The sequence below is a fragment of the Pseudoalteromonas aurantia genome, assembly GCF_005886875.1.
Lineage (GTDB): Bacteria > Pseudomonadota > Gammaproteobacteria > Enterobacterales > Alteromonadaceae > Pseudoalteromonas > Pseudoalteromonas aurantia_A.
In genome coordinates, this window is sequence record NZ_PNBY01000018.1 from 19,661 (window position 1) to 35,695 (window position 16,035).

Below are 16,035 nucleotides of genomic sequence, written 5' to 3' on the forward strand. Positions count from 1 at the left end.
TTATTTCCTTACATTGTGCGCTGAAGTGGTGGCAGTCATATTTGTACTGGCCACACTTTGATTTATAAAAATTGATGATATTAATTCTGCTAATTGACTGATTGATGGTCCTTTTTCTAATACTGATTTACTCAATTCAGTCTTAAAATGTTGTTCACAGTATGAACTCAACCCATTGATTTGTAGTGGACTCCCCCCCAGCTCAAAAAAACCTGTATTGACATTTATATGCTCTTTTTTCAGCAATGATGCATAAATACTATGTAATACACCTGCGATACGACTACGCAGCTGTGTCATCCGACTTTGCATCTCTTTGCTCATACTAATCTGTTGTTTTTGTGATAAAGGCAACTCTAATACTGGTCTCCTTAGGTCCTCAATAAGCGTATTCACCGCGATTACTTTTGCATTAAAGTGCGCTTGATGCTGAACCAAGACGTCAACCAAGTGACTGTTCATTTCATGACTGTTGATAAGAAAATTTGTCTTATCGTCAAATCGAAGTGCCTGTTGACTATCCAGTAAATTAAACCCCCCAGCGGCTAGCTCAATGAGGCTTATACGGTGAGATGATATATATTCATTAAACTTTGAATTTGAGCTTAGAGTGTTGTCATCGACTATATGCAGTTCAAATCCAAGACTCATTAAACATAACCCAGTCGCAGAGCCATCAAATGACTTAGATGTGCTCCACATAAACCTACTTTCTCCCCCTTTGTATACACCTAGTTCAGCAGCTAATTTGCTAGACAAAATAAGCAAATCTTGTTGTGTTAGAGCTATTTCTTTATCTGTTGCTGGATTAATAATGCAAACCGTTTGAGTTGGCACTGCGGGGTCACAGTCATTAAGTCCTATAGGCACCTGACACCCCCACGCATCTGTGGCATCCAAAAGGGTGAGTGATGTACCCATCAGAGCGGCGCTTAATTGGCCGTGAGTAACTGTAAATTTTAGATTAAAACGCTTAATGATTTCGTCAGGTTTATCTGCTGGATCAAATTCAACAAAAGTAATATTGCTAAATAAACACGCTAATTGAGTTACTAATAACACTTCACTGTGTTCAAGGCTGATACCAATCGTAGTACCAGATTCAACTCCTTGCTCATTCAAGTAAGCACGCATATGCTTAACCTTCGAAAGCAGTGCCTGTTGCTCAACTTTGGCACCATCATCGACCATAACAACAGCCTCTGGGCATGCTGTTACATTCGCTAACACCTGTGCGGCAAAAACTCCGGAGGCAACTACTGGTTCATCAATACTCGGTAAGGCGTCACTTAGCGAAGGGAACAGAGTGTCTGGCTCAGTCAATAACCATTGCAAAATACTCTTGAAACATGTGGCATATTTCGCAATCGTTCCCTCAGTGAACAGCTCAGGTAAATACTCCCAATCTAAAGTCAATGTGTCGCCTTTTTCGAAGACAGATAGAGAGAGATCAAACTTAACACTTGGGCTATGAGCCTCGACCATCTTGACTTGCAAACCATCCAATTTCATTGGGTTAAATTGCTGGCTGTGATATACAAACCACAGCTGAAATATTGGGTTGTAACCTTTATTTCTCGTAGGGTTCAATCGCTCTACTAACAACTCAAAAGGCACCTCCTGATTGTCAAAAGCAGACATAACAGAGTGCTTAGTCTCTGTGAGTAACTCATCGACTGAGCGACTTAAATCTATTTGGTTTCGCAATACAATCGAATTCGTGAAGCACCCGATTAACTTTTCAATATCAGGATGATTTCTGCCTGCAACGGGGGTGCCTATTAGAATATCTGACTCCCCACTTTGCTCCGACACTAACAAGGCATACACTAATTGCAGCACCATAAACGGTGTCATACTTTTACGCTGACAAAAAGCAGTGAGGTCTTTATATAAACGGTTTTCAATATCAAACTTATAACTACGACCTTCTGAAGACCGCTCGGGAGGTCGAGGAAAATCTAACGGTAAACTATGTACTTGAGGGTGATCAGCTAAAAAATCTAACCAATAAGTAACTTGTTCATCTAGCAGACCATCCTGAATATTTTGATGTTGCCAATGTGCGTAATCTTTATACTGAATATCAAGCGTCGGTAACTCCGCCGCTTCATTTTTTAAAGTGCTGCGATATAAAGCTTCAAGTTCTTGCGTAAGAATATTAATCGACCAGCCATCGGCTGCAATATGATGTAAGGTAAGTAATAAAAAATGATGCTCGGGCGCAGTTTTTATAATTTTTGCACGTATTTTCAAACCCGCATTCAACTGAAAAGGCATATTCGCTTCAGCATCAATAAAACTTTCAACACACGACATAACGTCATGTTTAGCAGACAAATCTACGACTGGTACGTCTAGGCTGTAATCTTCTAATACATACTGCTTAGCTGTGATTGCATCATCAATTAAAACGGTGCGTAACACTTCATGACGACCAACTAATTGAGCCAGTGCATTTTGTAAAGCGGTGATCTGTAATGCTCCAGTGATTGAAAAAACACCAGGCATATTATATTGCGCTGTACCATAACTCAGCTTATCAATCAGCCACATCGAAAGCTGAGAGCGGGATAATGGATGACCCCTTTCAATATCTGATTGAATAAGGTGACGGGTTGTCGAATTAAAAGAGCGCTCTTCCAATAACACATCTATTTTGGCCGCCAGCTGAGCAATTGTCGGTAATTCGAAGATACTGGCCAGGGGGAGATCTACTTGAATCTCTTTTCGTAACTGGCCAAACATCTTCATAGCCAGTAAAGAGTGACCACCCAGCTCAAAAAAGTTATGCGTTATACTTACCTTATCTAACTCAAACAACGACTGCCAAACATCACATAACAAGCGCTCCGTATTTGTTGAAGCTACAACACATTCGACTTTCCGCTCTCTGGGTGCAGGTAAAACTTTACGGTCGACCTTTCCACTGGAAGTCAACGGAAAAGCATCCATTTCAGTATAAAAATGTGGGAGCATAAAATTAGGTAAATCGGCAGCTAATTCAGCTCTTACCGCGGCGATATCTAACGTGATACCGGGTTCCATAATGACATAAGCTGCTAGTTTCACATCGGAACTTTGATTGCCTAGTGTTGTTACCACCGCCAATTTAATGCCTGATAGTTGTACTAACTTCTCTTCAATTTCACCTAACTCAATACGGTAGCCACGGATTTTTACTTGATGATCTATACGCCCCAAATACTCTATCTCACCTTGTCTATTCAAGGTCACTAAATCCCCAGTACGGTAAATCCGTTCACTTGCAACAGCGGGTAAACTTACAAACTGAGCTTCCGTAATATCAGGTCTGCCAATATACTCCAGCGCCAGGCCATCACCGGCAATGCAAAGCTCCCCTGTCACACCGATAGGCGACAACTGCTCACGATTATCCACTACAAAATGACGGTAATTGGGAAGTGACCAAGCCAAACGACAGCTAGGCACCCCAGTTTTATCTCTGTGGACAACTTCAACCATCGAATAAACCGTTGCTTCAGTTGGACCATACGCATTAACAACACGCAGTGAACGTGCCATCATTTGCTCAGCAAGTGCGGGATAAAGCGGTTCCCCAACAGTGACTAATGTAACTTCATCATTTCCCTGCCATCCAGCTTCTACCAATGCTTGCCACATAGTTGGCGTACACTGAAATAAGTTATATTTTCGTGCATCTGCATAAGCCGCCAATTTAAGTGCATCTTTGCCTACTTGTTGATCAACTAATGTGACCTTGCCACCAACAATCAATGGGCCATATATCTCCAAAGTAGAAATATCAAAACCGATTGTCGTTGTTGCCAAACAATCACTTTTATTGTTTAAATCAAGGCGGTGCGCCATAGAGCAAATCAAGTTATCTAAACTGTGTTGAGCAATAAGTGTTCCCTTAGGACGACCAGTAGATCCTGAGGTATACAATATATAAGCCCCTAGCCGCGCTCGGTCTGTTGGTACTTCTAATGGATGGACAACTGAAGTTGCTGTCAATGAGATATGGTGGTCAATTAATAAAGTCTGCTTAGCATTTAGGTTTACAGCTTGTGCACTCTGCGAGTCTGTTACCAACATCGCAGCCTGACTGTCTGAAAACATAAATGCTAAACGCTCAAGCGGATAAGATGGATCTAAGGGAATATAAGTCACTCCCATAGACAAGCACGCAAGTAAGGTGGCAACCATATTTTCATTACGTTCTAGGCATAACCCAACACGATCACCCCGCTTCACATTGTTAGAACTCAAGACAGTAGTGACCTGAGAAGCAAGAATACTTAAGTCTTGATAAGTAAATACTAACTCACCAACTTGCAAAGCAATACGAGTTGGATCCTTTAATACCTGTTCATTAAAACGCAATACTAAGCTATTGATTTCACAATCTTCAGCACGGTTGTTCAACAACTTATATGCTTGATAATCCTCTTCGTTGAAAAAATTAAACTCACTAATTTTTTGATTTGGGTTATCTCGCATTCCCGAAATAATGGTAAATATACGCTCAAACATCAGTGCGATATCTGATTGTTCAAATAACGCTTTATTTGCCTCTACTTGTAAAATGACATCTTGATGATCACCGAACTCACACAAGTTAAATAACAATGGAGTGGTTTCCACACCAGGTGGAATAAACTCAGATTCAGCATTAATCAGCCCATCGGCTAATTTGTAATCTAGTTTTTGATAGTTAAACTGAACATCAAACAAACGCTCAAGGTCTGGTTTTACCTGCCGCGCATGCTCTACAATTTTACTAACTGGATAGCGCTTATACTTCGTGACATCTCGCATTTGCGTGCGGATCTCTGCGGCCAGTTCTGCCATGGACCATTGTTGGTCAACATTAAAGCGCATTGGTAACACGGACACGATTCCGCCAATTGCACGCGCGGTGACTTTGTCACGATTATGAAAAGGCAGAGCTAAAACAATGTCTGATGTTTGATACTGAAGATTCAGATAGCAGACGATTGCCGACATAAAAAGGTGATGTACGCGCACTCCCATACTTTTTGCCAATGCACACAACTTTGAATAATCAGTTTGTGAAATCGCATGCTGACTCAAAAAGCTTTCATGCTTAATTGGCTGATTGATTTTTTTAGGTATAAATACTCTATCAGGCAGCGGGCGACTGAATTTCTGTTGCCAATAAGTTGTGGCCTGTTCACTGGTGTCTGTACTTTGATTAATATACTCAACAACACTATCGAACTGAGTTAATTCAATAACTTGTGGATCACTCTGTTGTCGTACATTACTTAGGTAATACCTAAATAGCGTATCGAACCAATTACTGTAACCAAACCCATCGGTGATCAAATGGTGTGCAACTGGAATGTACCAATATACTTGATCAGCCAATTTCAACAAAAATGAACGATATAACCCAGCCTCAGCCAAATTAAATGGCTGATTTAGCTGTTTTTTTACAAATAGTTGTGCTTTCTCTTCAGCATCTAGCTCATCACTGAAATCAAGGAACTCAAATTTGCACGGCACCGCTGTACGGTATTGAACAGGCCGTTCCACTGCGTCAGTAAAATACAAGTGAAATACATCATTCTCTGCAACTAGTTGCTCCATAGCTCGATGAAAAGAAGGCACACAAACCGATTCTCTTATCTTCATACGCCCACCAATATTGTAGATGGGGGAGCTTGGGTAACGCTTTTGATCCAGATAAATATCAAGTTGTGCAGAAGTCAGCAGCATCCCATCATTTTCTGCCAGTTTATTATTATTCATGATTTACTCCTTAGGCTCAGACGGTAGTAATTTAAGCGAATACTCTGTTTCCTGGGGTAGGAACGATGAGAAGGCGCCTTCTTGCCAATCTTTATGCCCAGCCATCCAATAGGGCGACATAGGATTAGATGCTTGACCAACTGGCATATGGAAAAACCCACTTTGCTCATGGCCAGGGGTCACACCCATTCTCATTGATGCACCAAAGCTTTGTTCCTGTACTAAAGGCATATTAATATCGCCATCAGCGCCATATTCAGGGATATTGAAAAAGCGGCCTATCAGTGGCAATGAGCCAGCAACAGGATGAGCAATAGAAACCTTGTTGTAATCTTTCCACTTAGCATTCGCTAGCGAGCCATGCGTATTGATAAAGTGGTTATTCAAAAATATCAGTGCATCTGCGTATAATGCCTGCCATGAGTCGTAGTGAGGGTTCAATAGGTGTGCAGGCTGTTCATTCACAAGCTGCCAGAGCGGTCCTTCCCATTGACTGGTTAAATTGAAGTAATTAAAAATGTTTGAGTCAGGATTTTGCGTATGGACATCTTTAAGAATGCCATTAAATACTCGGCGAGCTACCTGAGTACGGAAAGCTCTCACCAGTAAGTAACCTGTAGAATCTTTCTTAGCTTGCCCATTCCAATTACTCACCATAGTGCGATACTCGATAAGCTCAGGGTGCTGAGCAATAAACTCATCACTCAAGATAGACAACAACATATACTGCCAACGCTGTAGAAATAATGCTCGACTATCCAGCTGAGTACGCAGCATTTGAGTTTCACTGGGTTCGTGCATAATTTTTAAACCACTTTGAATCTGGCGAGCTCTGGCACCTAAGGCATAATTTTCTCGGCCAATAATATCCAACTCATCACCCGAGACAACTCGAGCATTTGCTGTAAATAAAAAGCCTGATTCAGGATTGACTCGCTTTGGATATTCATCCGGTGTCAAATACCCAGACCAATTATATTTGCTGTCATCATAGTTAACTGGCGTCCATACTGAATGCGCTCGTTTGGGTAAAGCTCCCAACATAGTCCAACCGATATTGCCCTTATCATCGCCAACAACAACGTTTAGGTGAGTCATATTTGATTTATTAAATAGCGGAAGTGAAGCTTCTACATTTGTGGCAAGCTCAATATCTAATAGACCTAAATTAACAGCCTCTGAGGAGTGGGCAACCCAACGTAAAACAAGTACATCACCATTTTCTTCATGCTCCACAACCGGGCCATGAGGCGTTACTTCTATTACGTGTTGAACTGGGTTTCCATCTTTTACCTGGATATTTTTAGTGATCTGCGTCACTAACTCTTGGCTTTTTCCTGCTGGAATGCGCAATAAATCAGACCAGTCTCCCATTGAATTAGTAAACCCCCATGCGATATGCTGATTACTGCCCGCAATCATCAATGGCAAACCTGGCAAAGAGATCCCTGTCAGCTTTCGACGTTTGGTCGCCTCTTTCCAACTATACTCAACCCGATACCATATATTAGGTACGCTGAGATTAAGGTGCATATCATTGGCAACCAGCGCCTTACCCGATTCCGTATTATCCCCAGAGATGGCCCAGTTATTACTACCTGCAATTGATGGTGTCCCTTTCAAGCTCAAATCATAGAGACGGTTATCTAACAATGCTAAATCTTCTAGTCTTTTCTCCTTTAACTTATTTAATGAGTAAACATCAGCTGTCGGCATTGGCACAGGCGAAATAAACTTGTCGTCTAATGGCTGATCCCATGAAGTTCCTAAAGGCACTAAGAAGTTAACTAAAGGCTCTGGCAGAGTTTGCTGTAATTTATTTAGGTAAAGCGTGTTTTGGTAATTATGGCCCTGCATTTCCATAAACATGGAAAACGACACTAAAAATGAATCTTTAGCCTCCCAAGGCTGGGGTTCTGCCTCTAATAATGTGTATTCAAAGGGGGGAGATTTTAATTTTTCTAGTCCAGTATTCACCCCTTCAACATACGCATCCAACAATGCTTTATGTTGATCACTGAGATTTTTGTAGGCTTGTTGTGCACTGCGGGTAAACTGGTGAAGTAAAGCCTCTTTATCACGATTAATAAATGATTCACCAAAAAGCGCACTCAATTCACCTGATGCTCTGCGACGCAGATAATCCATCTGGAAAAAACGTTCTTGAGCATGCAAAAATCCCATAGCCCGTGATGCATCAATTCTTGAGTTAGCAACAATAGAAGGCAGCCCACTTCTATCTCTGTTTATAGTGACCTCATATTCCATACTAGAAATATTTATTTCACCATTTAGTAATGGCAAAGAAGCGTTCAACTGCGCCCATAACCAATAGCTCACGCCACTGGTAACAGCCATTGCAGATATACCACTAAATATTAGTGCCTTTTTTATTGTGCTATTCTTGGTCTTTATAGTCATCTTCAATTTCCAATACCTGTACCCAGTGCACGACACTCGGTGAACAAAATTAAACTGATGAAGATAATTAAATAAGTCGCCTAGAAAAACAAAACACTTCCCATTATTATGTGTTACATTGAAAAGTAACAAATAATATAAAAACAAAAATAAAAATAAAAATAATCATGAAAGGTAACAGTGTTAGCAAGGAAGTATGGCTAGAAGATAAGCAAGTAACAGTTGGTCAATTTCAAGTTGATTTCAAAAAAACCCGTTTATATAACAACGATACCTCTATAGATAATGAATCGAAAGTCATTAAGCTAGAACCCCTTACTATGGAGCTACTGTGCTATTTAATTAAACGCCATGGCCATTATGTTAGTCAAAAAGAACTTTTAGATAATGTCTGGGACGGACGAATTGTATCTGACAACGCAATTCGTAGAGTAGTAAAAAAGCTCAGAGATGCACTGGGGGACGACGTCAAATCCCCAACTTATATAAAAACAGTTCCCAGTAAAGGTTACCTACTGATTGCAGAAGTCAGTGTTGAAGTGGTAACACAAGGTCACAGCCTTGATCACACCAGTGAGCAAAGTGAGCTTTCATCTAATAAAAATATTAATAAAAAACCAAAAAAAACACTCAAACATCTGTTTTTTATATTAATAATAGCTTTAATCTGTTTTGCAATTTACTCCTTTTTCCCATTTAAAACTGAATTAATGGTCAAACAAGTTCAAGCAGTGACCACAATGTCAGGGGAAGAAGATTGGGCTGACTATCACCAACAAAGCGATATGGTTGTTTACTCTCATCGTAAAGATACATCTGGTGTTTTTGACTTGTATATAAAGTCACTTTCAACCAATGTAACGAAGCGTTTAACTGCCGGTGAAGCCAACAATTATTCCGCCCAGTTTTCCAAAGATGGAAAAAAGATTGCATTACAAAGGCAAAAAGGTAATCAAGCTGAATTAGTTATTTTATATTTAAATGACACTATGGATGTGTCTAGAGAAGAAGTTATCTATCAATACGATACTTTACAACCAAACTTATCCTGGTCTCCAGATGATAACGCTCTATATTTTTCTTTAAAGAAACAATCCGATTATCCCAACACCATCTTTAAAATAGATATAAATACAAAACGCCTCACTCAAGTAACTTACCCCGACTTCAATCCCCATGGTGACTATTTTTCGGCATTATCTCCCAATGGTGAGCACCTGGGTGTGCTGAGATACTCAAGCTACCAACGGGCACATCTAATCATATTAGAATTAGAGTCGGGGAAAGTACAAAGTAATACTGTTTTAGATTTTATCCCTTGGAATATGGTTTGGGATGAAAGTAGCTCTGGAGTCTACCTGTCAAATGGTAATAACATTCACTTTTTTGACAGTAACAAAGATCATTTAGAATTACACACTCAGACTAAATTTGATCTTTATTCTATTTACAGTACATGTGGTAAAAACTGCTTATTGGTTGGTAAAGAAGAAAAAAATGCCCGTGATATTATAGAAATTAAAAACCCATTTATTACAGAAAAAACCTACAACTTATTTGAGTTTTCTCTGGCGGGAAAAGAGGGTCATCCAGATTATTTAGCCGATCCAAGTCAGGTTGTTTTTCGCTATGAATATGAAAATAAACCACAAATTGTTACGTATTCCACAACGGGTGAAATGGAACCACTCACGGAATTTACTCAACATCACAATATCAGTAACCTTGAATATCATCACAAATCCCAGTCTTTATTAGGTATTTTAGACAATCAATTGTTCACACTTGATATAAAAAGTAGAAAAATTAGATATTTAACAACTCAGCTAGAGGTAATTAAAAACCCAAGTTGGAGTAATGATGGCCGTTCTATCTACTTTTCCCGAAAAGAAAGTAATCAATTTTGGCTTATTCGTCATGACTTGTATAATAACCAATCAGAACAAGCTCTGCTCCCTAAGGTCATCAGCGCTAAAGAAGATGCACTTGGTGAGAACCTGTATTATCAACATGCAGATGGTCAATTATTTCGTGCGCCGATATCAAAACCACAAAATGGAACGCCTATAGCCAAGCTTCAACCTGCTTCGAACATCTCTTGGCACATTACCAGTCAATATGTATATTACTCTATAGCAAACGGATATCAGTACGACTTAGTCAGAACTGACTTAGAGTCTGGGGAGACTGAGCGTGCACCTTTACTGAAACATGCCTTATATGCCAAGTTTCAGCTTCACCCCAATGAACAGAAGCTCTTATTGTTGCAACGTGCAGCACCCAGTTCCGATCTCTATAATATCTATTTCTAAGTTATAAATCTCCTCACAGTGCAAACTTGCAACTGTGAGGCAGCACTCTAGAAAAAGTAAGAATCTCGGTATAACCCATATTTATATTTAAGCAGCCAATTCTAAATACATTCTTAACGACCATTCCTTTTAACTATATATCTCACTGACTAAGGTGTTTTCTTTTACTTTTTTACCGATTTTAAAAGGATCTAAATAATTGTTGTTAGCCTTTTTTAGAGTTGTTGTCAGGTTCACATCGAGGAAAACTCGTGCACATAGGGATAATAAGGTTTATACCGACATTAACGCTCTGCTCATTTATGTTGTTTTTCTCTGACGCGTTAACAGAAACTGTAGTGAAAGTTAATAATGCTGTAAATGTTAAAGTTTTTAACGTAGATAACATGATCAAATCCTATTTATAATTTTTAGTTTTCTCATGGCAACTCATATTTTTATCGCCATGCTCCTGATTGATGAATCTACTTTAAGCCTAATTTATCTATTTACCACGCCACTATTCATGACTACGTATCACTTCTCCCCTTTATGCACTATAAAAATTAAAAAACCAAAAAACACAATAGCTTAAGAAAAAAACTGTCTTAAGTTTATAAAAAGCATCTCGTACAACTCACTCCAATAACAAATAATCACAGTCTTTATAAGTGAATTAAGTTACAAACTTTCCCGCATAGGTATGAATAAAAAATTAAAGCACGATTTTAAATGAGTCGTATGACTACCTTGGATAGAAAATTCCACATATGACATGCTAAGCATAGTCAAAATGCACTTTTAAAAATGATATGTTCTTTAAACGAAATAACAATGTGTAAAGTCAGAGGCGATTATTTATAAATCTAAGTTTATAAGGTTGAAAATTACATACTTCAGCTTATGAAGATCACCATTTATTTTCCCCTAAACTTATATTAATGACAGGCTTTTCCTTCGACATAACAAATAAAAAGGCTACTGTGTTCAGTAGCCTTAAATAATTGCAGGTTAAGAAACGACTTACATCACAACATCTGATCGCGTCAAATAAGGTTCACTCTCCTTGCGACGTCCAAAAATAGGTAAACTTAACAAGGCAGCCATCACCGACAAAGAACAAAGAGCGCTAAATGTCATTCCACCAACAATCACAATAGCCAACCCCCGATAAATTTCTGAGCCTACACCAGGTATGATTGCCAGTGGCAACATACCAAAAATACTCGTTAACGTACTCATATAAATTGGTCTTGCCCGTGATTTAATCACTGATTGAATTTTTTCACTCACTGAGTAGGTACTCTTTTCTAACGCATTAAAGTGGCCAACAAACAAAATCGCATTGTTAATTACCAACCCAATTAAAATGATAAATCCCATCATAGAAATGATATCTAATGGCTGATAGATGAAAAGGTTAACGGTATTCAATGCCAACAAACCTCCAACCAAGGCTATTGGCAGTGATAACATAATCGCCATGCCATTTCGAAACGATTTAAACCACCCTGACACCAATAAAAATAAAATGAGCATTGCAAAGCTGAATTGTAGCAACATATTTGAAACTAACGCATTGAGTTTACTAGCACTCCCTCGATATGACACAGATACAGACTCCGGCATAGACTGTTTAATAATGGGTGAAATTTGTACCTTTAAATCTTCAATAAATGATGACAAAGGTATGTTTTTTGGCGGCGTCACATTAATTGATAATGTACGAAACCCATTTAAGCGATACAGTGAACTGGGCCCAACATCTAGTTCATAATCAACCAATGTTCTCAGCAACGTGGCTTTATTTTCAAGTGGAAAATAAAGCGGAGTATCCAATACATCATTTATTGCATGCCAATCTTCACCCTTGATATAAATAGGTAAGTTTTTTGTGCCATTTGAGTATTCACCAATATAGACACCATCGGTCAAAGCTTGCAGCTTTTGGGATAGATTATTCTGAGACTCACCCAACTCAAGTAGCTGATTGTTATTCGGAGTAAATATTATTTGTGGATCATCATTATACAAAGGCGTATTACTCCAAGGGTTTGCATACCCCATATTAGTATTCAAATAATCAAAGACTTCTCGCCCAATTAACTGTAAATCATCCAATGACATACCAGTGAAGTCTACTGTTACCCTGCGGTTTGTTGACAAACCAAAGCCTAATAATGAATTAAAACTCGCATACACATTAGTATGTGGAAAAGCGTCTTTAAGGGCATCTACAACCCAAGATTTCAACTGTTTTGCCTGTTCTGGATCTTCAGGATACAACACCAATTGCACGGAAGAGTTACCTGATACGAAGGATAAGAATTTTTCAATTGCTGGAGCGTCTTCAATATATTGATTATTCTCTATTAATTTATTTATAGGTGTTAACAATTCAAGCGTCAACGCTTCATTATTCATACTTTGATTAACACTCACTGAAACATTAACCCGGCTCCCTTCAACTTGTGGCAGTATATTGAGTTTAGGCACCAATAATATTAATCCTACCAGTGGCAGTAATACGAATAGCGTTAACATGATTAATCGATTACGTGCGCTGATTACCATTCCCGCTAACCTAGTAGCAATTCGATCAACAAAATTACCAGAGGTATCTTTCACGTGAATAACAGGAAGCAGATATCGTAATAACAGGGGTAATAATAACAGAGCAACAAACAATGATGCACCCAATGCTGAAGAGATGGTAATAGCTAGATCATGAAACAACTTACCTTCGGCACTTTTCATAAATAGAATGGGTGCAAAAACGATAATGCTTGATACTACAGAATTAACCAATGCACCTGACACTTCATGCATTGTTTTGCGAATAGCATCCAATACGCGTTCACCTTGCTCGCGATATCGCACGGCGGTTTCTACCACAACAATAGCCGCATCTAAGATCATACCCGTTGACAATGCAATGCCGGCCAAAGAGATCACATTAAATGTTCTTCCCAACATCTGCATAGCTAAAAATGTGGCCAAGATAGATATGGGTAAGCTGATAAATATCATGACGATAACAGGCAATTTACGGACAAACAAAAATAACACTAAAGTGGATAAAACAACCCCTAATATTAGATTGCTTTGTACCATATTGACGGCACTATTTATTGTTTGTGAGTCATCTTTCGTCAACTCCATTTGCACACCTAACTCAGGTAGCATCGTCGTATTTAGCTCTGATATCACCTTTTTTAATTCTGCCAATGACGTTAACGCATTAGACCCATTCGCGGCGTTAACACTAATATAATAAGCCTGCTGGCGCTTCCAGTACACCGGGGATGAATCCGTCACAAACCCACTTTCGACATAAGCAACATCGCCAAGCGTTATAATTTTCTGCTCATGTTTAGCAATAGCCAGCCCGTTTAACTCTGAGATATCACGGCGTCCTTCAAACCGTACCGCAAAATTACGAGTTCCTTGCTCAACAATCCCCACACTTTGGTCCAATGAATTACGAAGAATATGCAACATTTGATCTATCGTTAAGTCATACTTCACCAGTTTATTAGGGTCAAAAATCACGTCAATTCGCTGCTCAGTAGATGCCATTGGTGACAAATTACTGATCCCTGGTATAGCTAACACTCTTGGTCTAATAAACTTTTCAAACACTTCGGTGTACAAAGTACGATCAGCCTTTACTCCATGACTATTTGGAAATAAGACTAAACCTGCAATACTACCTTTGTTATCTTTTGACTTATTTTGAATAACGGGTTCCAGGGCTGTTTTAGGTCGGGTATTAAACTGGTTCATCTTATCAATAACTTCGATGTATGCTTCCTGCATATCCGTACCTGGTTGAAATGTCATATTAACCCAGGCAAACCCAGTACCTGTATCGGTTTCATACCTCAATACTCCTGGTACTTTACTTAATAATTCCTCGACGGGTTCAACAATTTGCCGTTCCATTTCCACCGGTGAAGCCCCTGGCCAAAAGTTACCGACAACAATGCGGTCCTCCCCAATATCAGGCAATAATTGAACTGGCAGTTTAGGAATAGCTGCAATGCCTAACAAAGTTATTATTAGGAAAAAGCTCACCACATAGTGCGGGCTTTTTAATATTGTCTGATTCATAATTGAGCTACCCGCTGTTCTACTTTAACCACCTCTCCAGATTTTAGTCCTAACCCACCACGTGTGATCACCTCTTCGCCGGCAGACAAAGTTCCTGTAACAACATAATCTCCGTTCACCCCTGCGAGCACTTTTACGTAGGCCTTTTCGACTGAATTATCCACTTTCAACTTATATACAAAACTATTTACCCCTCTTGGTATCAGTGCATCACCAGGGATAACAAAGCTATTAGGAATAGCAACACTTAGCTTGATCACTAAATTAGAGCCTAATACAAGCTCGCTTTTAAGTGCCTGCTCTGGCTCAACAAGTAATGTGATAGACCCTGTACCAACACTCACTTCTGGCACCAGCCTAGCAAATTTTGCCGTGCCTATTCGTCTTGGTACCTGTAATTCACTTTCAATGATAAACTCAGCTTGTTCATCAATGTAATCCAAAAGCTCAATAGGAAGCTGACTAACAAGCTCTATGTCGTTAAAGCTGTTAACCCGTGCAATTGCGTCGCCTTGCTGTAAATACTCCCCTTTGCGGACGAAAGTCTCGGCTACAAAGCCATTTTCAGTAGCACGAATAGTGCTCAAAGCAATATACCTTTGTATTTCTGTTAAACTGGCTCTTAACTCAGATAACTTAGTCTGAGCACTTTTCAGCTCATATGTCAGTTGATCTAACTCAGACTGATTAACACTTTTTGTTTTGGATAATGTTTCGATACGATTTAATTCAACAGACAAATAATAAACCTGTATTTCTATTTGCTTAATTTCAAACTGTTTTTTTTGTTCTGATAGCTGTAAAAATTGCGTATCCAACTCAGCAATTACATCGCCCTCTTTGACCTGCTCCCCTACTTTTTTGATAGCAACTACATGAGCACTATAATAACTAGAAAGAACCCTTGTATCTGAATCTATCACTTCTGCTACTAGCTCACTGGTAATACCTTGACTGTTTTCAATTACCGCAGCGGTGGTCACAACCCGCTGTGCTAAACTATGCTGGGGTACAATCAAGAGTAAAAATACCCAAAATTGATATGATAAAACTTTCATAATTATTGGTTCCTATTAGTCTCTCTTTACGTGAGTCTAGATAGGAGGAGATAGGTAGTAGAAGTGAGGTCTTGTTACCTCCCGCGATAACCTGTGACCAGAAAAAAGTTAGCATTATAAACATAGGGTTAAAAACTACACATACCTACTCGGCTAGTGAGATTAAGCAGCTTTGTTAATTTTTTCACCTCCTCCAAAATGAGAGGATCCCTATTCATACTATAATCAGCATAATAAAAAATACCTTAGCCATCATTAAAATATCACGTATTAATACCTTTACTTTACGCATTTCATAAATTTCAGCCGTAAGGAATTACTAACTCAGGGCAATGTCACATCATTATGCTGCTGTACAACAACTTATTCGCAAAATAGTTTACCCCTAACAT

The 16,035-nt window shown here is 39.1% G+C and carries 5 protein-coding genes; 1 reads left to right on the top strand and 4 read right to left on the bottom strand.

What is annotated here, in order from left to right:
• Together CWC18_RS03885 and CWC18_RS03890 are read right to left on the bottom strand one after the other, a co-directional pair.
• Entirely contained in the window at nt 1-5,760 is a 5,760-nt protein-coding gene (locus CWC18_RS03885; protein ID WP_249930079.1) for a non-ribosomal peptide synthetase, read from the bottom strand.
• A 3-nt stretch (nt 5,761-5,763) separates the two neighbouring features.
• Entirely contained in the window at nt 5,764-8,181 is a 2,418-nt protein-coding gene (locus CWC18_RS03890; RefSeq protein WP_138674753.1) for a penicillin acylase family protein, read from the bottom strand.
• A 167-nt stretch (nt 8,182-8,348) separates the two neighbouring features.
• Between CWC18_RS03890 and CWC18_RS03895 the strand changes: the two genes are divergently transcribed.
• Nucleotides 8,349-10,493, top strand: a complete 2,145-nt coding sequence (locus CWC18_RS03895; RefSeq protein WP_138674754.1) for a winged helix-turn-helix domain-containing protein — start codon at nt 8,349-8,351, stop codon at nt 10,491-10,493.
• Nucleotides 10,494-11,495: 1,002 nt separating this feature from the next.
• On the opposite strand, the gene CWC18_RS03900 is transcribed toward CWC18_RS03895, so the two are convergent.
• Nucleotides 11,496-14,585 carry an efflux RND transporter permease subunit gene (locus tag CWC18_RS03900; RefSeq protein ID WP_138674755.1) on the bottom strand — a complete coding sequence of 1,030 codons (3,090 nt, stop codon included), beginning with the start codon at nt 14,583-14,585 and terminating at the stop codon, nt 11,496-11,498.
• Nucleotides 14,582-15,643, bottom strand: coding sequence for an efflux RND transporter periplasmic adaptor subunit (locus CWC18_RS03905; RefSeq protein ID WP_138674756.1), 1,062 nt, complete (start codon nt 15,641-15,643; stop codon nt 14,582-14,584). Before CWC18_RS03905 ends, CWC18_RS03900 begins: the two co-directional genes overlap by 4 nt.
• Nucleotides 15,644-16,035 lie beyond the last annotated feature (392 nt).

Excerpts from the sequence above, each read along its gene's own strand:
- CWC18_RS03885 (WP_249930079.1), bottom strand. The coding sequence starts at position 5,760 with ATGAATAATAATAAACTGGCAGAAAATGATGGGATGCTGCTGACTTCT.
- CWC18_RS03890 (WP_138674753.1), bottom strand. The coding sequence starts at position 8,181 with ATGACTATAAAGACCAAGAATAGCACAATAAAAAAGGCACTAATATTT.
- CWC18_RS03895 (WP_138674754.1), top strand. The coding sequence starts at position 8,349 with ATGAAAGGTAACAGTGTTAGCAAGGAAGTATGGCTAGAAGATAAGCAA.
- CWC18_RS03900 (WP_138674755.1), bottom strand. The coding sequence starts at position 14,585 with ATGAATCAGACAATATTAAAAAGCCCGCACTATGTGGTGAGCTTTTTC.
- CWC18_RS03905 (WP_138674756.1), bottom strand. The coding sequence starts at position 15,643 with ATGAAAGTTTTATCATATCAATTTTGGGTATTTTTACTCTTGATTGTA.